Raw genomic sequence first — 18,433 nt, forward strand, 5'->3', positions numbered from 1 at the left:
GGCGGGGGCGCGGCCCCCGCCCGTCACGCCGTCGGTTCGCTCACGCTCCTCGACGGGTCGATGACGGCGAACACCGCGCCCTGCGGGTCGCGCAGCACGGACAGCCGGCCGTAGGGGCTGTCGTGCGGCTCCCACAGCACCTCGGCGCCCAGCTTGGCGGCCGTCGCCGCCGCGTCGTCGCAGTCGGGCACGCCGAAGTAGAGGCGGGTGTGCGGCGGCGCGTCGTCCGGGAAGGCCGGGCCCATCCGGCCGCGGGCGGCGCCGACCATGCGCTCGCCCAGGTGCCACACCCGGTAGTCGAACTCCTCGCCGTCGCCGATCTGCTCGCCGCGGAAGGAGAAGACGGCCTGGTAGAAGGCGTCGGCGGCCTCCGCGTCGCGCACCCACAGCTCCGCCCAGTTGTACGAGCCGGGGTCGCCGACCCGCTGGAAGCCCTCGTGGGCGCGGCCCTGCCAGACGCCGAACACCACCCCGGCCGGGTCGCGGGCGATCACCATCCGGCCGAACTCGCCGACGTCCATCGGCTCCATCAGCAGTTCCCCGCCGTTCTCCCGGATCCCGGCGGCGGTGGCGTCGGCGTCGGCCGAGGCGAAGTACAGCGTCCACGCGGCGGGGGCCTCGGGGGCGCCCTCCATGACGGGGGAGAGCCCGGCGACGTTCCGCCCGCCGACCGTGGCCTGGGTGTAGTGGCCGTAGTCCGGCCCGGTGTCGGTGTACTCCCAGCCGAGCACCTCGCCGTAGAAGGCCTTGGCGGCCGGGAGGTCGGGGAACATGGCGTCGGCCCAGCAGGGGGTGCCTTCGGGGAGGGTGGACATGGCGGTGGTCCTCTCGCGTGGGGGTCGGAGGAGATCTCGCGGGGGAAGACAACGGCATCGGTCGTGACCGCGGTCACAGCCCCGTGTCTCACACGCTAGCGAGCCCCACCGACAGCCGCCCTGCCGAGGATTCGAACCTATGGTCAATTCGGGCGGGGCGCCCCCACGGCCGACCCCGGGCACGGCGGTCGCGGGGACCACCCCGGTCACCCCCGTCGCGGGATCACCGCGGGCGCCGCTCCCCCGCCCCGGGCTCCGCCGCCCGCACCCCCGTCAGGCCGTCCAGTGCCGCCTCGGCCTCCGCGACGATCCGCGTCACCAGCCCCGCGCACGTCGGCAGGTCCTCGATCACTCCGGTGACCTGCCCGGAAGCCAGCACCCCGAGGTCCGTCCGCCCGTCGGTCATCGCGGCGCGCAGCAGCATCGGGGTGTTCGCGGCCATCAGCACCTGCGGCCAGGTCAGGGCGCGTGTGCGCCGCATCGAACGCCCCTCGCGCACCATCGCGCGCAGCGGGGTGCCGGACAGACGGGAGAAGCGCAGCGCGTTGCGCACGGCGCGGGCGTACCGCACCGGGGCGCCGCCGCGCTCCAGGGACCGCACGAAGGCGGTGTCGAGCACCCGGTGCGGCACCCCGTCCACCTCCCGGGTCACCACCGTGCCGGTGACGTCGGCGGCCAGGTACCGCTCCCGCACGGCCGCGGGCACGGGCGCCTCCCGGGTGAGCAGGAACCGGGTGCCCATGGCCACCCCGTCCGCCCCGTAGGCCAGCGCCGCCGCCAGGCCCCGCCCGTCGTGGAAACCCCCCGCCGCGAGCACGCACACCCCGCTGCCGCGCAGCGCGTCCACCACCTGCGGCAGCAGCAGCGTCGTGGGCACCGCCCCGGTGTGCCCGCCGCCCTCGGCGCCCTGCGCCACCACCGCGTCCACGCCCCACGCGGCCACCTTCTCCGCGTGCCGCCGCGCCCCGATGGACGGCATGACCAGCATGCCGTGGTCGTGGGCGCGCTCCACCAGGTCGCGGGTCGGCGCCTGGGCGAACGACAGCAGGCGCACCCCCGCGCGGCCGAGCAGGTCCACCCGCCGGGCGGCGTCCGGGGCGTCGGCGCGCACGTTCACGCCGTACGGCAGGGCGGCGCCCTCCTCCCCCAGCAGATGCCGCACCTCGGCGAGGGCCGCCGCGAGCTCCTCGTACGCCATGGGCGCCGCCGCCAGCACCCCGAGCGCCCCGGCCCGCGCGGTGGCGGCCACCAGCGGGGGCAGCGCCACGTACCCCATGCCGGTCTGCACGACGGGGTGCGCGACCCCGGCCAGGCGGGTGAACCGCGTGGTGAGGCTCACCGCCGCGGCACCGCCCGCTCGCGCCGCCCCGCCGGGTCCAGCACCTCGCGCAGCAGCCGCAACTGCTCCGGAGTGGGCCCGGGGGTGGTGGGCACCCGGGGCGGGACGGCCGGCGGGAAGCCGGTGGCCCGCAGCACCTCGTCCACGGTGACGCCGGGGTGGACGGAGGCCAGGCGCATGCCGCCGTCCTCGGCCGCGAAGTCAAGCACGGCGAGGTCGGTGACGACGCGCCGCAGGTCGTGGAAGCGCGCGGGGTGCCCGGCGGCCCTGGCCCGGTCGGTGCCCACCCCGCACACCACGTCCACCCGTGCGGTGAACACGCGCGGCGCGTGCCGGGGCACCCAGTAGCTGGTGGCGTGGTTGACGGTGTTGCCGGGGGCGCCGCGGGCGCCCAGGAGCTGGCGGGCGGGCCGCTCCCAGGGGCCGATGCAGGAGATGTTGGCGTTGCCGTGGCGGTCGAGCTGGGCGGGGCTCATCATCACGTGGCGGCGCCCGGAGGCGAGCAGGTCGAACACGGCCCGGTACGGCAGCCAGCCCTCGACCGCGCCGTCGGCGTCCTCCAGGTACGCCCGCCCGTCGGTGAGGAGCAGGCCGGGGGCGAAGGTGGCGCGGGCCAGCCGGGCGCCGAGGGTCGGGACGGGGCCCATGGGGGAGGCCAGGATCTCGCCGTCGCCGCGCCACGCCTCGGCGCAGGCGGCGACGCACACCTCGGCCCGGGTGGCGGTCGCGGCCGTCATCGGGCTCCCTCCGCGTAGGCCCGCAGCGCGGCGAGGTCGCGCGGGTAGTCGGGCAGGCACTCGGTGAAGTGGGCGCCGCGGGGGGCGTGCACCACGCCGTGGGTCATGCAGCGGTGGATGAGCAGGGTGTGCACGCACCCGGCCCGGGTGAGCAGCTCGCCGGTGGGCACGATCCGCTCGGCGGAGACGTAGGCGCGGTCCGCGGCCAGGCAGAACAGGTCGTCGAAGAACGGGTCGGGCCCGGTGAGCGCGGCGTTGCCCGCCGGGTCGGCGAGGTTGGCGTGGACCAGGGCGGCGTCCAGGCGCAGCGGCGGCACCGCGATCACCTCGTCGCCGCTGCCGTAGGGGTCGGCGACGGTGCGCAGGCCGGGGCCGAGCCGGGGCAGGTCGGAGCCGACGCCGGCGCGCACGGGCAGGAACGGCAGCCGCTGCGCCGCCGCCCGCAGCCCGGCGAGGAACATGCCCTCGTCCAGTTCGACGGCCTCCACCGCCCCGGATTCGCGGGCGGCCCGGAAGTGGGGCTCCAGCGGCACCTCGTCCAGGGAGACGAACCCGTACACCACCCGCTTGACCTGCCCGGACGCGCAGAGCATGCCGACGTCGGGCCCGCCGTAGGAGACCACCGTCAGGTCCTTGAGCGGTGAACGGAGGACGGCCCGCACCAGCTCCATGGGCTTGCGGCGCGGGCCCCAGCCGCCGATGCCGACGGTCATGCCGTCCGCCAGGGCGGCGGCGACCTCGTCGGGGCTCATGGTCTTGTCAGGCACGGGGGCCTCCCGCGGGCGGGGCGCCACCGCGCACGAAGTCGTCCCGCAGCCGGTCGGCGACGCCGGTCAGGTTGAGCTCGAAGGTGAAGCCCTGCTCGTAGCGGTAGCTGCGCTTGACGTCCACCGGGTCGATGCCGTTGAGCGACCGCTTGGCCGCGCGGACGACGACGGGGTCCTTCGCGGCGATGCGCTCGGCCACCCGAAGGGCGGCGTCCCGCAGGTCGGCGCGGTCCACCAGGCGCAGCACCGAGCCGTACCGGTGCAGCTCGGCGGCGGGGGCGCGGTCGGCCGTGTAGACCATGTGCCGCATCCGGTGCTGCGGGACGAGCCGCGCCAGGTGGGTGGCGGCCCCCAGGGCGCCCCGGTCCACCTCGGGCAGCGCGAACCAGGCGTCGTGCGAGGCCAGCAGCACGTCCGCGTTGCCGGCCAGGCCCACGCCGCCGCCGACGCAGTGGCCGTGCACGGCGGCGACCACCGGGACGGGGCAGTCGTAGACGGCGGCGAAGGCGTCGGCGCAGCCCTCGTTCACCCCGAGCAGGGCGGTGAAGCCGGGGGCGGCCTGGAGGTGTTTGATGTCCACCCCGGCGCAGAAGCCCCGCCCCTCGGCCCGCAGCAGCACGGCGCGGGCACCGGGCGCGTCCCCGGCCTCGCGCAGCTTCCGGGCGAGCAGTCGCCAGCCGTCGGCGTCCAGGGCGTTGACGGGCGGCGCGTCGATCACCACCTCGGCGACGCCTGAGCCGAGGCGCTGGACGGTCACGGCCATGGGCGCTCCTTTCCGGGGGCCGCGGGGCGGCTCGGGCGGGCCCGCGAGCCCGCGGGCGCGGCGGGCCGGTCCGCCCCTGGCGTCACACCGGCCCCGCGGGAACCGGGGCTCCCTCGGGGCCCGCGCACGCCGCGGGCCGGCGGGCCCGGGATCGCGGTGCGGGCCGGGTCCTGCCGACATCTGACGGAGCGTCAGCCCGTGATGGCACGATAGTCCACGCGCCCCGCCGGCACCAGGGAGCCGGGGCGCGGGCGGGCGGCGCGGGAGCGGGCGGCGCGGGAGCGGGGACGAGGGAGGTGGCGGCCGGTGGACGGCATGGCCGGGCGGGTGGCGCTGGTGACCGGGGGCGGGCGCGGCATCGGGCGGGCGATCGCCCGGCGGCTGCTCGCGGCCGGGGCCGAGGTGGTGGTCTGCGGGCGCGGCGAGCCACCGGAGCCGCCGACCGCGGCGGGCCGCGCCGCGGTCTTCCGGCGGGCCGATGTGCGCGACCCGGAGCAGGTGGCCGGGCTGGTCGCGTTCGTCGAGCAGGAATTCGAACGGCTGGACCTGCTGGTGAACAACGCGGGCGGCTCCCCGTACGCCGAGGCCGCCACCGCGTCCCCGCGGCTGTCCCGGGCGGTGGTCGAGCTGAACCTGCTCGGGCCGCTGTACTGCGCCCAGGCCGCGTACGCCGTGATGCGGCGCCAGCGGGAGGGTGGTGCCATCGTCAACATCGGCAGCGTCAGCGGCACCCGCCCCTCTCCCGGCACCGCCGCCTACGGCGCCGCCAAGGCGGGCCTGGCCTCCCTCACCCGCTCGCTGGCCGCCGAGTGGGCCCCTCGGGTGCGGGTGAACCTGCTGGTGGTGGGTCTGGTGGCGACCGAGCGGGCGGCGGGCCACTACGGGGACGCGGCGGCCCGCGCGGCCCTCGGCGCGGCCGTGCCCATGGGGCGTCTGGCCGATCCCGAGGACATCGCCGACCCGGTGCTCTTCCTCGCCTCCCCCGCGGCCCGCTACGTCACCGGCGCGGAGCTCGCGGTGCACGGCGGCGGAGAGCGACCTCCCCATTTGCAGGCCGCCGAATCGCGCGCTGATCACCCGCCGGTAAACTGACGGCATGACAGCCCAAGTAAGAACCGTTGACGGCCGGGTGGCCGGGCGGCGCGGACAGGCGACGCGGCAGAAGCTGCTCGACTGCCTCCGTGAAATGCTCAGCAGCTCGCCCTACCGAGACGTCAAGGTCATCGATGTCGCACGGATGGCGGGAACCTCCCCCGCCACCTTCTACCAGTACTTCCCCGATGTGGAGGGGGCGGTTCTGGAGATCGCCGAGGAAATGGCCAAGGAGGGTTCCTCCCTCACCGAGTTCGTCACCGGAAAGCCGTGGGTCGGCAAGGCGGGATGGACGTCCGCGGAACAACTCGTGGACGCCTTCCTCGGCTTCTGGCGCAAGCACGACGCCATTCTGCGGGTGATGGATCTCGGGGCCGCGGAAGGGGACAAGCGCTTCTACAAGATCCGTATGAAGATCCTCAACCCCGTCACCAACGCCCTCACGGAAGCGATCAAGGACCTCCAGGCCAAGGGCAAGGTGGACAAGTCCGTGAGCCCCGCGGCGATGGCGGGCTCGCTGGTCGCCATGCTGGCATCCGTCTCGGGCCACCAGAAGGGGTTCCAGACCTGGGGCGTGAAGCAGGCCGAGCTCAAGCCGAGCCTCGCGCTGCTGGTCCACCTCGGGGTGACCGGGAAGAAGCCGACCCGGTAGCCAGGGACGGCCCGGCACGGGGAGTCCGCCCGTCCGCCGCCGCGGGCCCCGGGCAGACCGGGCGCGAAGGCCCGGGCGAGCACGGCCGGCCGAAAGGGCCGGGCGGGAAGGACCGGGCGGAAAAGGGCCGGGCGACCGGGACGCCCCGAAGGGCCGGGACATCCCGGAGGCCGGGGACGGCCGGGAGACCGGGGAATACCCGGGGAATACCCGGGGAATACCGGGGAACAACCGGGAAACGTTCAGGAAAAGAGCAGGGCAACAGTCGGAAAACAGTGGGAAAAACACCCGGAAAGCGTCGGCAAAGCGCCCGGCGGCAGCCGGGCGGGGTCGCGGGTACGACCCCGGGTGGACCCCGGGCGACCGGAGGGCGCAACGGCGGGCCCGACCGGGAGCGAGAACCGGGAGCAGCCTCCGCGAAATGGCGGCGGCCGAACGGCCGGGGAAGGTGTCGGTCAGTCGGCCGGCGATATCGCGGGCGAGCCGCACGCCATCCGGGCCGACGACCACGGGACACCGCCCGCGGAAGTCATCAGCCGCTGAAACCGACCGCAACGGAAGTCGCCGGATCGAAGAAGATCTCGGCCTCGTAACATTTCGGCCTCATAACATTTCGGCCGCGCGACATCTCGCGGCGGAAGATCCAAGGGCGGAGGACTCCCACGGGAGAGCACCTCCGCGACACCGAACACCTCGACCCCAGGGAAGAACCCGAGCGGCACAGGCACACGAAAACCGGCGGCAGCACGGCCGGCACCGCAACCACCGCGGCACCGCACAACCGCGGCACCGGAGAAACACAGCACCGGAGAACCGCGGCAGCGCGACTCCGGCGGCGGCGAAGCCCGGCTCTTCGCGGCAGACGCCCTCCGCCACCGAGCGTCCGGTCCCCCAAGTCCCCGTCACAGAAAGAACAGGCGCCGCACGCGCCGCGCACGCCCATGACGTTATGAGGATCCGCCCCCGTCGGGGGTGAGCCGGAACAACCGGATCTCCCGGTCCACGCGCGCCTGGTACGCCGCGTACACCGGCCACAGCCTCAGCACCCGGGCCCACGCCTCCGCCCGCTCCTCCCCCGTGAGCAGCGCGGCGGTCACCGGCGTGTCCCGGCCCCGGAAGGAGACCGACGCCCGGGGGTGCCGGAGCAGGTTCCAGCTCCAGGCGGGGTGCCCCGGCCGCCCGAAGTTGCTCCCCACCACCAGGAACGAGCCGTCCTCGGCGGGCACGCAGGCCAGCGGCGCCGTCCGGGGCCGCCCGGTCCTGGCCCCCGTGGTCGTCAGCACCAGCGCGGGCAGCATGCCGCCGCTGAACAGCACCCTGCCCCGGCTCAGCCGGTGCACCGCGCGGTCCAGCGGCGGGACGACGTGCGGGGCCACCCTGGCGAATGCCCGGGTGGCGGAGACCCGCTGCACCGCCGGGGCGAGGCGCGCCACCAGGCGCCGGCCGCCGGGCCTCACGAGGCCGGCTCCGCTGCGGGCCCGGACGCGGCGAACAGGCCGGCCCGGTCGGCGGCCCGCGCCCGCAGCCGGTGGGGCGGGCCGAACAGCAGGTCGTCGGCGGTGGCCCGTTTGAGGTACAGGTGGGCGTGGTGCTCCCAGGTGAAGCCGATCCCCCCGTGCAACTGGACGGCCTCGCCCGCGGCGGCCCGCTGCGCCTCCAGGGCCCGGGCCAGGGCGAGCGGGGCGGCAGTGGGCAGCTCGTCCGGGGCGTCCCGCGCCGCCCACGCGGCGTAGCGGGCGGCGGAGCGGGCCGCCCGCACCGCCACGTGCAGGTCGGCCAGCCGGTGCTTGACGGCCTGGAAGGAGCCGACGGGCCGCCCGAACTGCTCCCGCACCCCCACGTACGCCACGGTGTCCGCGAGCGCCCGGTCCGCCGCGCCGACGGCCTCCGCGGCGAGGTGCACGGCCGCGTGGTCGCGGACCCGCTCCAGGGCGGCGGTGGCGTCGGCGCCGTCGTCCCCGCCGAGCAGCGCCGCGGGGACGTCCCGCAGCTCCACCCTGGCCTGGGGCCTGGTCTCGTCCAGGGTGGCGACGCGGGCGCGGGCCAGGCCGGGCGCGGCGCCGTCCACCAGGAACAGCAGCGTCCTGGACCGGGTGTACCCGCCGGTGTGCGCCGCGACGACCAGCAGCCCGGCGCGGTGGCCGTGCGGGACGTGGCCGGCCTCGCCGTACAGCAGCCACCCCGGACCGTCCCGCCTGGCCTGGACGCCCCCGGCCCGCCCGCCCGCCCCGGACGGCAGCACCGGCGCGGCCACCAGCTCCCCCGCGGCCAGCCGGGGCAGCACCTCCCGGCGCTGCCCCGGCGTTCCCAGCTCCGCGACCAGCGGCGCGGCCAGCACCGCGGTGGCGAGCAGCGGCGAGGGCAGCAGGGCCCGCCCCGCCTCCTCACAGGCCAGGGCGAGCTCCACGGGCCCGCACCCGGCGCCGCCGTACTCGGCGGGCAGGGCCAGGCCCGGCAGCCCCAGCTCACCGGCGAGCAGTCGCCACAGCCGCTCGTCGTAGCCGGGCCCGGTGCGCGCGACGTCCACCAGCCGGCCGACGGGACACCGCTCGGCGAGCACCGCGGCGAGGGTGCGCTGGATCTGCCGCTGCTCGGGGGTGGGGTCCGGGTTCATGGGCGTCTCCGGTTCCCGAACGTGAATTCTGATGGAGCGTCATATTAAGCGCGCGGGAGGGAAAGCGGAAGGAAGGGGAGGGAGGGGCGACCCCGGGAACCCGGGGCGGGCGCCGGCGGCGGCCCACTCCCCTCCCCCCATAACTGATGTACCGTCAGCTCCATGTCCCCCTCCCCCCGCCCGGCCGCCATCGTCGGAGTCGCCCTCGCCGACCCCGGGTGCGTGGACGGCCCCACGCCCTACGCCCTGCACGCCCAGGCCGCCCGCCGGGCCCTCGCCGACTCCGGGCTGCCCCGCTCGGCGATCGACGGGTTCGCCTCCGCGGGGCTCGGCACGCTCGCCCCCGTGGAGGTCGCCGAGTACCTCGGGCTGCGCCCCACCTGGACGGACTCCACCTCCGTCGGCGGGGCCACCTGGGAGGTCATGGCCGCGCACGCGGTGGACGCCATCGCGGCCGGGCGGGCGAACGCGGTGCTGCTCGTCTACGGCTCCACCGCGCGCAGCGACCTGAAGGCGGGGCGGCGCACCGCCAACCTGTCCTTCGGGGCGGGCGGGCCGGCGCAGTTCGAGGTGCCGTACGGCCACACCCTCGTCGCCAAGTACGCCATGGCGGCGCGCCGCCACATGCACCAGTACGGCACCACGCCGGAGCAGCTCGCCGAGGTGGCCGTGCAGGCCAGGGCGAACGCCGCGCGCAACCCCGAGGCGGAGCGGCGGGAGGCGATCACGGTGGAGGACGTGCTGGCGGGGCCGGTGATCGCCGACCCGTTCACCCGGCTGCACTGCTGTCTGCGCTCGGACGGGGGCTGCGCGGTGCTGATCGCGGCGCCGGAGTACGCGGCGGACGCGGCGGCGGCGCCGGTGTGGGTGCTGGGCAGCGGGGAGTACCTGTCGCACGCGGCGATGTCGCAGTGGCCGGACTTCACCGTCTCCCCGGCGGCGGTCTCCGGGCAACTGGCGTTCGAGCGGGCCGGGGTGCGGCCGCGGGACGTGGACTTCGCGGAGATCTACGACGCGTTCACCTACATGACGCTGGTCACGCTGGAGGACCTGGGCTTCTGCGGGAAGGGCGAGGGCGGGGCGTTCGTCTCCGGGGGGAAGCTGCGGCACGACGGCGCCCTGCCGACCAACACGGACGGCGGCGGCCTGGCGGCGTGCCACCCCGGCATGCGCGGCCTCCACCTCCTGGTCGAGGCGACCCGCCAGCTCAGAGGCACCGCGGGCCCCCACCAACTCCCCGGCTCCCCCCGCCTGGCGGTGGTCTCGGCGACGGGCGGCTGGTTCTGCTCCTCGGCCACGATGCTCCTGACCACCGAACGGCCCTAGCCGGGAACGGCCCGCCCCTTCGGCAGACCGACCACAACATAGGCACGGGCGTTCTATTTGTCACCATTTCGAGGGGTACATCTTCATACCCATTCCGTAGGCACTCGCCCCGTTCATAACGTGCGTGTTATGACTTGGGGAACGATCGAACTTGAGATGGAAGTGGAAGAATGGATCGACTCGCTCGACTCCGACGGCCTGGCGACCGCGAGCTTCTACATCGACCTGCTCGCCGCGCAGGGCGTCCACCTCGGCGAGCCCTACACCCGGCAACTCGACGGCAAGCTGCGCGAGCTGCGGTTCCACATCGACGGCAACGCCATCCGGATCACCTACTGGATCGCGCCCGGGCGGCGCATCATTCTGCTGACCGTCTTCCGCAAGCAGCGCATGCACGAGGCGAGCGAGATCACGAGAGCACGCAGAGCGATGAACGTGTGCAAGGCGGAGGAACACACCGCGGACGAGGAGTGAGCGGCATGCAGCGCAGAAGCTGGACCGAGAAGCGGGCCGAGATCATGGCTCGGCCCGGGGTGGCGGAGGCGTACGACGCGGCCCGCTTCCGCTTCGAGCTGGGCGCGGCGGTGCGTGAGCACCGCAGGGCACGCGGCCTCACCCAGGCCCAGCTCGCCGAGGCGGCCGGAATGAAGCAGCCGGCGATCGCCAGGTTCGAGGCGGGTGGCACGATGCCGACTCTGCCGATGCTCCAGCGGCTCAGCGACGCGCTCGGGCTGCGGCTCGAGGTCCGGCTCGAGCCGCTGGACAAGGCCGGATGACCTCTCCTGAGGCCGCCGTGGACCTCGGGGATCTCCTCCTCTCCGGGTCGCCGTACCGCTCGACGATCCGGTGATCGCCCGCGAGGGCGTTCCGCCGCCCGGACCCTCGCCGCCCGGGCCCTCTCACCCCCCACCCGGCCTGAACACCGGCACCGCCACCCCCTCGCCCGGTCCCTCCCGGCGGAAGCACACCTCCAGGGGCATGCCGACGCGGAGGGCGGATTCCTCGCAGGAGATCACCTCCGTCATCATGCGGGGGCCCTCGGCCAGGTCCACCACGGCGGCGGTGTAGGGGAGGCGGGAGGTGAAGGGGGGCAGGTCGTTGCGGTGGACGACCGACCAGGTGTACAGGGTGGCGCGGCCGGTGGCCTGCTCCCAGTGGACGTGGGGGCTCCAGCAGTGCGGGCAGTGCTCCCTGGGGTAGTGGTGCGGCCTGCCGCAGTCCGCGCAGCGGCGCAGCAGCAGGCGGCCCTCCGCGGCGGCCCGCCAGTAGGGGGCGCTGAAGGCGTCGGGTTCGGGGAGCGCGTGGTTGCGCATGGGTGGGTTTCTCCTCCTCGTTGTGGGCGCTCGTCCGCCAGTTCCGCCGATCGCGCCCCCTGCGGCGCCGTCCGGGGGCATGCTGGGAGGGATATGGCGGCCGGCCGTCGCGGCGACGGTGTGCGGCCGCCCCGTGTACAGGCGGGCCGGTCGGCCTCTCTCCCCCTCCACCGACCGGCCCGCCGCCGTGTCCGAGGGGCCCTTCCTCCGCCGGCCGACGCGCGAGCCCTTTTCTGACGTACTGTCAGGTAGCTAATCTGACTGTACGTCAGTTTGTGGGGCCTTATCTGCGGGAGCGGGCGAGAATCATGCTTCAGTCCACGCGAGGCATCCGCACCACCGGCAGTCGCCACAGCCCGGTGCCGTGCGCACACCCCCCGGTGCCGAGCGCCCACGGCGCTCCCGACCTGGACGTCAGCGGGCGGCCGCTGCACGCCCCCGTCCCCGACCTGGACCGCCTGTTCCGCCCCGAGGCGGTGGCCGTCGTCGGCGCCTCCGACGCCGAGGGGCGGCCGAACACCGTCGTCACCCGGCAGTTGCGGGCCTGGGCGGAGCGGGTCGGGGCGCGGCTGTACCCGGTCAACCCGGGGCGGGAGCGGGTGGGCGACCTGCCGTGCCTGCCTTCGGTGGCCGAGCTGCCCGAGCCGGTTGACCTGGCGGTGCTGCTGGTGAAGGACCCGCTGCCGGTGGTGGAGCAGTTGGGCGCGGCCAAGGTGCGGTTCGCGGTGGTGTTCGCGTCCGGGTTCGCCGAGACCGGGCCGGACGGCGCGCGGGCGCAGGACCGGCTCGCGGAGGCCGTCTCCCGCTGCGGGCTGCGGCTGCTCGGCCCGAACACCAACCTCAACGCCTTCGAGCGGTTCCGCGACGACCTGCCGGGGCCCGCCGTCGCCCTGATCACGCAGAGCGGTCACCAGGGCCGTCCCCTGTTCGCCATGCAGGAGCTCGGGGTGCGGGTCAGCCACTGGGCGCCCACCGGCAACGAGGCGGACCTGGAGGTCGCCGACTTCGTCCAGTACTTCGCCCACCGCCCCGAGGTGGGCGCGATCGCCGCCTATGTGGAGGGGCTGAAGGACGGCCGCGCGTTCACCCTCGCCGCGGACGCCGCGGCCCGCCGCAAGGTGCCCGTGGTCATGGTGAAGGTGGGCCGCACCCGGGAGGGGGCCCGCTCCGCCGCCACCCACACCGGCAAGCTCACCGGCGCCGACGACGTGGTGGACGCGGCCCTGCGGCAGTTCGGCGTGGTCCGGGTGGACGGCCTGGACGAGCTCCAGGACACCGCCGCGCTGCTCGCCCGCGCCCGCCCGCCGAAGGCCGAGGGCGTCGCCGTGTACTCGATCTCCGGCGGCACCGGCGCCCACTTCGCGGACCTGGCCGCCGCTGCCGGGCTCACCCTGCCCACGCTCGCCCCGGCCACCCGGGAGCTGCTGCACACCTGGATCCCCGGGTACCTGGACGTGGCCAACCCCGTGGACAGCGGCGGCCACCCCGTCGGCGACGAGCGGGGGCGGCGCATCATCGACGCGATCCTCGCCGACCCGTCCGTCGGGGTGCTGGTGTGCCCGATCACCGGCCCGTTCCCGCCGCTGAGCGACCGCCTGGCCCGGGACCTGGCCCAGGCCGCCGAGCGGACCGACAAGACGGTGTGCGTGGTGTGGGGGTCGCCGGTGGGCACCGAGGCCGCCTACCGGGAGACGCTGCTCGGCTCCTCGCGGGTGGCCACGTTCCGCACCTTCCGCAACTGCGTCACCGCCGTGCGGGCCTGGCTGGACCACCACCGGTTCACCGCCGGCTACCGCAGCCCGTTCCCCGACGCGCCGCGCACCCCGTCCCCGTCCGCCGGCCGGGCCCGCCCGCTGCTGCGCCCCGGGCGGCAGTTGAGCGAGCACGCCGCCAAGCAACTGCTGCGCGCCTACGGCATCCGGGTGCCCCGCGAGCAGTTGGTCGGCAGCGCGGCCGGGGCGGTGCGCGCGGCGGCGCTGGTCGGCTACCCGGTGGTGATGAAGGCCAGCGCGCCGGAGCTCGGCCACAAGACGGAGCTGGGCCTGGTGCGGCTGGGGCTGACCTCGGCCAGCCAGGTCCGGGAGGCATACCGGGAGCTGACGGAGACCGCCCAGTACCACGGGGTGGGCAGGCTGGACGGCGTCCTGGTGTGCCAGATGGTGGCGCCCGGGGTGGAGATGGCGGTGGGCCTGAGCCACGACCCGCTGTTCGGGCCGACGGTGACGGTCGCCTCCGGCGGGGTGCTGGTGGAGATCCTGCGCGACACGGCGGTGCGGGTGCCGCCGTTCCACGCGGACGAGGCCAGGACGATGCTGCGCGAGCTGCGCGGGCACGCCCTGCTCCAGGGGGCCAGGGGGCGGCCGCCCGCGGATGTGGAGGCGCTGGTGGAGGTGGTGCTGCGGGTGCAGCGCATCGCCCTTGAGCTGGGGGACGACCTGGCGGAGCTGGACGTGAACCCGCTGGTGGTGCTGGAGCGGGGCCAGGGCGCGGTGGCGCTGGACGCGCTGGCGGTGTGCCGGTGAACGGGCTGCTGCACGAGGTGGACGGCGGGGTGTGCCGGATCACCTTCGACCGGCCCGAGGTGCGCAACGCCCTGACCTGGGAGCAGCGCGAACGGCTGATCGCCCTGCTGGAGTCGGCGTCGGCGGACCCCGGGGTGCGGGCGGTGGTGCTGACCGGGCGCGGGCAGGGGTTCTGCGCGGGCGCCGACCTGCGGGCCGGGCGGGCCGGGGCGGCGGACGGGCCGCCGGTCGCCGGGGACGTGGCGCGAACCCTGCGGCGGGGGGCGCAGCGGCTGGTCGGGGCGGTGCTGGACTGCGAGAAGCCGGTGCTTGCCGCCGTCAACGGGGTCGCGGCCGGGCTCGGCGCGCACCTGGCGCTCGCCTGCGACCTGGTGATCGCGGCCCGGGAGGCGGCGTTCGTCGAGGTGTTCGCGCGGCGCGGCCTGGTGCCCGACGGCGGCGGCGCGCTGCTGCTGCCGCGCCTGGTGGGGGCGCAGCGGGCCAAGGAGCTGCTGTTCTTCGGGGACCGGCTGGCGGCGGAGGACGCGCTGCGGCTCGGCCTGGTGAACCGGGTGGTGGACGGCGACGAGCTGGCTGACGCCGCCGGGCAGTGGGCGCGGCGGCTGGCCGAGGGGCCGACCCGGGCGCTGGCCCTGAGCAAGCAGTTGGTCAACGAGGCGCTGTACCCGGACCGGGAGCGGGCGTTCGCCGCCGAGGCCGCCGCCCAGGAGATCAACATGACCACCGCGGACGCCCGCGAGGGTGTCCGCGCCTTCACCGAGCGGCGCACGCCGCGCTTCCTCGGCCGCTGAGCCGCCACTGAGCCGACGGCCCGCGAACCGACCGACCGAAAGCCACCGACCCGTTGGGAGCCCCGGCATGGGACACGAGGGAATGGCGCTCGCCGCCGTCCACTACCTGCGCGCGCTCGGCGCGCCCACGGCGGCAGCCGCGCCCGGGGCGCCGCTGCGGGCGGTGCGGCCGGACGAGCGGGCGGCGCCGGAGCCGCGGGAGTTCCGCCGGGTGCTGGGCCGCTTCGCCTCCGGGGTGACCGTGGTGGCGGCGGCGGGCGAGGACGGGCCCGCCGGGTTCGCCTGCCAGTCGTTCACGTCGCTGTCGCTCGACCCGCCGCTGGTGGCGTTCGCGGTGGGCCGCTCCTCGACCACCTGGCCCCGCATCGCCCGGGCCGGGGCGTTCTGCGTCAACGTGCTGGCGGCGGACCAGGGCGGGCTGTGCCGGGCGTTCGCGGTCAGCGGCGGCGACAAGTTCGCCGGGGTGGAGTGGAGCCCCGCCCCGGCCACCGGCTCCCCGCTGCTCGCGGGCGTGCTGGCCTGGGTGGACTGCGCCGTCCACGCCGTGCACACCGGCGGTGACCACCTCATCGTGGTGGGGAGGGTGCGGGCGCTCGGCACCCCGCCGGACGACAGTGGCGAGCCGCTGCTGTTCTTCCAGGGGCGGTTCGGCGCCTTCGCCCCGGGCGGGTGACGGCCGTCAGCGGCCGGAGCCGGCCCGCTCGCCCGCCAGGGCCCGCGCGGCCTCCTCGCCGCTGAGCACCCGCAGGCCCTCCGGCCCGGCCTCCCACTCCCGGCCGCCGCGCGGCGGCCTGAGGTACAGCCTGCCGTGGTGGCCGACGGCCATCACCTCGGCGACGCAGCCGCGCGCCGTGTCCAGTACCAGCGCGCCGCGCTCCGGCGGCGTGGCGGCCGCCCGCCGCGCCTCGTGGTCGTCCATCACCGCCGCCTTCCCCGTCCCGCCACCGCGCCCGGTGGAGCCCTGTGCCGCGCAGCGTGCCAACCGGGGCTGACCGGGCGCTGATCGGGCGCTGACCGCCCAGCTCACCGGGGGTGGCACGGCCCGGGGGCGCCGCCCGCGGGCGGGGATTGTCGGACACCGCCCGGGCCGCGCGGGCCGTTCCGCCGGGCCGGTGCGCGCGGCTCAGCGCCCGGCGCCGGGCAGCAGTACGCACCGGCCCTCGCCCGCCCGCTGCACCGCCGCGGGGAACTCCTCCAGCGGGAAGGTGGCGGTGATCAGCTCGTCCAGCAGCAGCCTGCCCCGCCGGTACAGCTCCGCGTACAGCGGGATGTCGGCCTGCGGGCGGGAGGAGCCGTAGCGGCAGCCGAGCACGGACTTGTCCAGGTACAGGGACGACACCCGGAACGACGCCTCGGCCGCGGCGGGCGGCACCCCCAGCAGCACCGCCCGGCCGCCGGGACCGAGCAGGTCGATGGCCTGGCGGACCAGGGCGGTGGCGCCGACGCACTCGAAGGCGTGGTCGGCGCCCGCGGGCAGGACCGCCCGGACCGCGGCGGCCGGGTCGGGCTCAGCGGAGGCGTCCACGAAGTGGGTGGCGCCGAAGGTCCTGGCCCGCTCCTCCTTGGCCGGGTCCGCGTCCACCGCCACGATCGTCAGCGCGCCCGCGAGCCGCGCCCCCTGCACCACGTTCAGCCCGATGCCCCCGGCGCCGAGCACCACCACCGACTCGCCGCGCCCGACCCGGGCCCGGTTCAGCGCCGCGCCCACGCCCGTCACCACGGCGCAGCCGATCAGCGCCGCGCAGGCGGGCGGCAGGTCCGCCGGCACCGGCACCGCCTGCACCGCGCGGACCACGGTCAGCTCGGCGAACGCGGCCGTGGACGCGAACGCGTACAGGGGCCGCCCCGCCCGCCGGAAGGTGCGCCCGGGGCGGCCGATGGAGGCGGGGCAGCGCACCGGGTGGCCCGCGGCGCAGGCCGGGCAGGTGCCGCAGGACGCCACGGTGGACAGCGCCACATGGTCGCCGGGCGCCACGTGCCGCACCCCGGGGCCCACCGCCTCCACCACGCCCGCGCCCTCGTGGCCGAGCACGACCGGCACCGGGAAGGGGATCGTGCCGTCGATGACGGACAGGTCGCTGTGGCACAGCCCGGCCGCGGTCACCCGCACCAGCACCTCGCCCGCCCCGGGGTCGCGCACCGTCAGGTCGTCGGCCACCAGCGCCCTGGTGCCGTCGAAGACCACGCCGCGCATCACCACACCACCGCCTGGAGCTCGCTGTAGGCGTGCAGGCCGAACGAGCCGCCGTCGCGGCCCACGCCGCTGTGCTTGAAGCCGCCGAACGGGGTCTCCGGGTGCCGGGCGACGGTGTTGATGCCCACGCTGCCGCTGCGCAGTCGCGCGGCCAGCCGCCAGGCGCGGCCCTCGTCGGCGGAGAACACGTAGTCGTACAGCCCGTACCTGGTGCCGTCGGCCAGGGCGAGCGCCTCCTCCTCGTCCCGGAAGCGCAGCACCGCCACCACCGGCCCGAAGACCTCCTCCCGGGCCACGGTCATCTCCGGGGTGACGTCGGTCAGCAGGGTCGGGGCGGCGTAGAAGCCGGGTTTGAGCGCGGGCCGCACCCCGCCGAGGCGCACCGTGGCGCCCTGCCCCCGCGCCCCCTCCACGAAGCCCTCCACGCGGTCCCGCTGCGCCGCGCTGATCAGCGGGCCGACGACGGTGTGCGGGTCCAGCGGGTCGCCGACCCGCAGCGACTCGGCGTGGCGGGCCAGGGCGGCGACGACCTCGTCGTGGCGGCTGTCGTGGACCAGCACCCGGGTCGGCGCGGTGCAGATCTGGCCGGAGTGGAACGACCAGGTGGAGCCCACGGCCGCGGTCACCGCGCGGACGTCGGCGTCCTCGAGCACCAGCGCGGCGCCCTTGCCGCCGAGCTCCAGCAGGGTGCGTTTCATGCCGCGGCCCGCCGCCTCGGCGATGCGGGTGCCGACGGCGGTGGAGCCGGTGAAGCTGACCATGTCCACGCCGGGGTGGGCGACCAGGGCCTCGCCCGCCGCCGCGCCCGAGCCCGTCACCACGTTGAACACGCCCGGCGGCAGGCCCGCCCCGGCGCAGATCTCCCCCAGCAGCAGGCAGGTCAGCGGGTCCTGCGGCGCGGGCTTGGCCACCACCGTGTTGCCCGCCGCCAGCGCCGGCGCGACCTTCCCCGCCAGGTTGGCCAGCGGGAAGTTGTACGAGGTGATGCAGGCGACCACGCCCACCGGGCGGCGCACCGCCACCGCCCCGAGCAGCCCGCCGGGGGCCAGCGCGGACGCCCGCACCGGCTGCGGGGCGAGCGGCGCCGAATCCGGCTCCAGCGCTCCCCGGGCGTATCTGCGGAACCGGTCCACGGCGGTGGGTATCTGCATCGTGGCGGTGACCCGGGCGGTGGCGCCGGTCTCGGCCTGGAGGAGCGGGGCGAGCGCACAGGCCCGTTCGGCGAGCGCGTCGGCGATGCGGTCGAGGATCGCCGCCCGTTCGCCGGGGCCGGTGCGCGACCAGGCCGGCAGGGCACGCCGGGCGGCGAGGACCGCCCGCGCCACGTCCTCCTCCGACGCCTCGGGGGCGTGGCCGGCCACCTCCTCCGTCGCCGGGTCGATCACCGGGTAGGTCCCGGCGGAGGGCTCCCGCCAGGCGCCGTCCGTCCACAGGCGCAGGGTGGGCGGCGGGCCGGGGCGCTGCCGGCCGCCGCGCGGGTGGGTGGTCATCCGGCCCCCTTTCAGGGG

The 18,433-nt window shown here is 76.2% G+C and carries 19 protein-coding genes; 8 read left to right on the forward strand and 11 right to left on the reverse strand.

Annotated features, from left to right (window positions below; translation table 11 throughout):
- Positions 1–23: 23 nt before the first annotated feature.
- The 5 genes from ACYVO2_RS03760 to ACYVO2_RS03780 all read right to left on the reverse strand — a co-directional run bounded on the left by ACYVO2_RS03760 (position 24) and on the right by ACYVO2_RS03780 (position 4,421).
- A complete protein-coding gene (locus tag ACYVO2_RS03760) occupies positions 24–815 on the reverse strand; it encodes a VOC family protein (protein ID WP_461006105.1) in 792 nt (263 codons plus the stop codon).
- A 223-nt stretch (positions 816–1,038) separates the two neighbouring features.
- Positions 1,039–2,154: an NAD(P)H-dependent flavin oxidoreductase gene (locus tag ACYVO2_RS03765; RefSeq protein WP_461006106.1), complete on the reverse strand. Its 1,116-nt coding sequence runs from the start codon at positions 2,152–2,154 to the stop codon at positions 1,039–1,041.
- Entirely contained in the window at positions 2,151–2,891 is a 741-nt protein-coding gene (locus ACYVO2_RS03770; RefSeq protein ID WP_461006107.1) for a CoA-transferase subunit beta, read from the reverse strand. The genes ACYVO2_RS03765 and ACYVO2_RS03770 overlap by 4 nt, the downstream gene beginning before the upstream one ends.
- Positions 2,888–3,658: a CoA transferase subunit A gene (locus tag ACYVO2_RS03775; protein WP_461006108.1), complete on the reverse strand. Its 771-nt coding sequence runs from the start codon at positions 3,656–3,658 to the stop codon at positions 2,888–2,890. Before ACYVO2_RS03775 ends, ACYVO2_RS03770 begins: the two co-directional genes overlap by 4 nt.
- Positions 3,651–4,421, reverse strand: coding sequence for an enoyl-CoA hydratase family protein (locus ACYVO2_RS03780; RefSeq protein WP_461006109.1), 771 nt, complete (start codon positions 4,419–4,421; stop codon positions 3,651–3,653). The genes ACYVO2_RS03775 and ACYVO2_RS03780 overlap by 8 nt, the downstream gene beginning before the upstream one ends.
- Before the next feature lie 315 nt (positions 4,422–4,736).
- On the opposite strand from ACYVO2_RS03780, the gene ACYVO2_RS03785 reads away from it, so the two are divergent.
- Positions 4,737–5,513: an SDR family oxidoreductase gene (locus ACYVO2_RS03785; protein WP_461006291.1), complete on the forward strand. Its 777-nt coding sequence runs from the start codon at positions 4,737–4,739 to the stop codon at positions 5,511–5,513.
- 4 nt (positions 5,514–5,517) lie between these two features.
- Entirely contained in the window at positions 5,518–6,165 is a 648-nt protein-coding gene (locus tag ACYVO2_RS03790; RefSeq protein ID WP_461006110.1) for a TetR family transcriptional regulator, read from the forward strand.
- A 947-nt stretch (positions 6,166–7,112) separates the two neighbouring features.
- On the opposite strand, the gene ACYVO2_RS03795 is transcribed toward ACYVO2_RS03790, so the two are convergent.
- A complete protein-coding gene (locus tag ACYVO2_RS03795; protein ID WP_461006111.1) occupies positions 7,113–7,622 on the reverse strand; it encodes a nitroreductase family deazaflavin-dependent oxidoreductase in 510 nt (169 codons plus the stop codon).
- A complete protein-coding gene (locus tag ACYVO2_RS03800; protein ID WP_461006112.1) occupies positions 7,619–8,779 on the reverse strand; it encodes an acyl-CoA dehydrogenase family protein in 1,161 nt (386 codons plus the stop codon). Before ACYVO2_RS03800 ends, ACYVO2_RS03795 begins: the two co-directional genes overlap by 4 nt.
- Before the next feature lie 162 nt (positions 8,780–8,941).
- Here ACYVO2_RS03800 and ACYVO2_RS03805 point away from each other — a divergent pair, with 162 nt between their 5' ends.
- The 3 genes from ACYVO2_RS03805 (at position 8,942) to ACYVO2_RS03815 (ending at position 10,881) form a co-directional block, all read left to right on the forward strand.
- Positions 8,942–10,105, forward strand: coding sequence for a thiolase C-terminal domain-containing protein (locus ACYVO2_RS03805; RefSeq protein WP_461006113.1), 1,164 nt, complete (start codon positions 8,942–8,944; stop codon positions 10,103–10,105).
- Between the two features lie 156 nt (positions 10,106–10,261).
- Complete coding sequence (locus ACYVO2_RS03810; RefSeq protein ID WP_461006114.1) at positions 10,262–10,579, forward strand: type II toxin-antitoxin system RelE/ParE family toxin; 318 nt, start codon at positions 10,262–10,264, stop codon at positions 10,577–10,579.
- A 5-nt stretch (positions 10,580–10,584) separates the two neighbouring features.
- The gene (locus tag ACYVO2_RS03815) at positions 10,585–10,881 is read left to right on the forward strand and encodes a helix-turn-helix domain-containing protein (RefSeq protein WP_461006115.1); all 297 of its coding nucleotides are present in this window, start codon (positions 10,585–10,587) and stop codon (positions 10,879–10,881) included.
- Between the two features lie 123 nt (positions 10,882–11,004).
- Here ACYVO2_RS03815 and ACYVO2_RS03820 read toward each other — a convergent pair whose 3' ends face one another.
- Entirely contained in the window at positions 11,005–11,418 is a 414-nt protein-coding gene (locus ACYVO2_RS03820; RefSeq protein WP_461006116.1) for a Zn-ribbon domain-containing OB-fold protein, read from the reverse strand.
- 308 nt (positions 11,419–11,726) lie between these two features.
- Here ACYVO2_RS03820 and ACYVO2_RS03825 point away from each other — a divergent pair, with 308 nt between their 5' ends.
- The 3 genes from ACYVO2_RS03825 to ACYVO2_RS03835 all read left to right on the forward strand — a co-directional run bounded on the left by ACYVO2_RS03825 (position 11,727) and on the right by ACYVO2_RS03835 (position 15,404).
- Entirely contained in the window at positions 11,727–13,940 is a 2,214-nt protein-coding gene (locus ACYVO2_RS03825) for an acetate--CoA ligase family protein (protein WP_461006117.1), read from the forward strand.
- A complete protein-coding gene (locus tag ACYVO2_RS03830; RefSeq protein ID WP_461006118.1) occupies positions 13,931–14,731 on the forward strand; it encodes an enoyl-CoA hydratase/isomerase family protein in 801 nt (266 codons plus the stop codon). The genes ACYVO2_RS03825 and ACYVO2_RS03830 overlap by 10 nt, the downstream gene beginning before the upstream one ends.
- 67 nt (positions 14,732–14,798) lie before the next feature.
- Positions 14,799–15,404: a flavin reductase family protein gene (locus ACYVO2_RS03835; RefSeq protein WP_461006119.1), complete on the forward strand. Its 606-nt coding sequence runs from the start codon at positions 14,799–14,801 to the stop codon at positions 15,402–15,404.
- Positions 15,405–15,410: 6 nt separating this feature from the next.
- Here the strand turns inward: ACYVO2_RS03835 and ACYVO2_RS03840 are convergent, their stop codons facing one another.
- The 3 genes from ACYVO2_RS03840 to ACYVO2_RS03850 form a co-directional block, all read right to left on the reverse strand.
- The gene (locus tag ACYVO2_RS03840; protein ID WP_461006120.1) at positions 15,411–15,650 is read right to left on the reverse strand and encodes a hypothetical protein; all 240 of its coding nucleotides are present in this window, start codon (positions 15,648–15,650) and stop codon (positions 15,411–15,413) included.
- Positions 15,651–15,854: 204 nt separating this feature from the next.
- Positions 15,855–16,925, reverse strand: a complete 1,071-nt coding sequence (locus tag ACYVO2_RS03845; RefSeq protein ID WP_461006121.1) for a Zn-dependent alcohol dehydrogenase — start codon at positions 16,923–16,925, stop codon at positions 15,855–15,857.
- Positions 16,925–18,415, reverse strand: a complete 1,491-nt coding sequence (locus tag ACYVO2_RS03850; RefSeq protein WP_461006122.1) for an aldehyde dehydrogenase family protein — start codon at positions 18,413–18,415, stop codon at positions 16,925–16,927. Before ACYVO2_RS03850 ends, ACYVO2_RS03845 begins: the two co-directional genes overlap by 1 nt.
- Between the last annotated feature and the right edge of the window lie 18 nt (positions 18,416–18,433).

This window comes from Streptomyces capparidis (assembly GCF_054782095.1).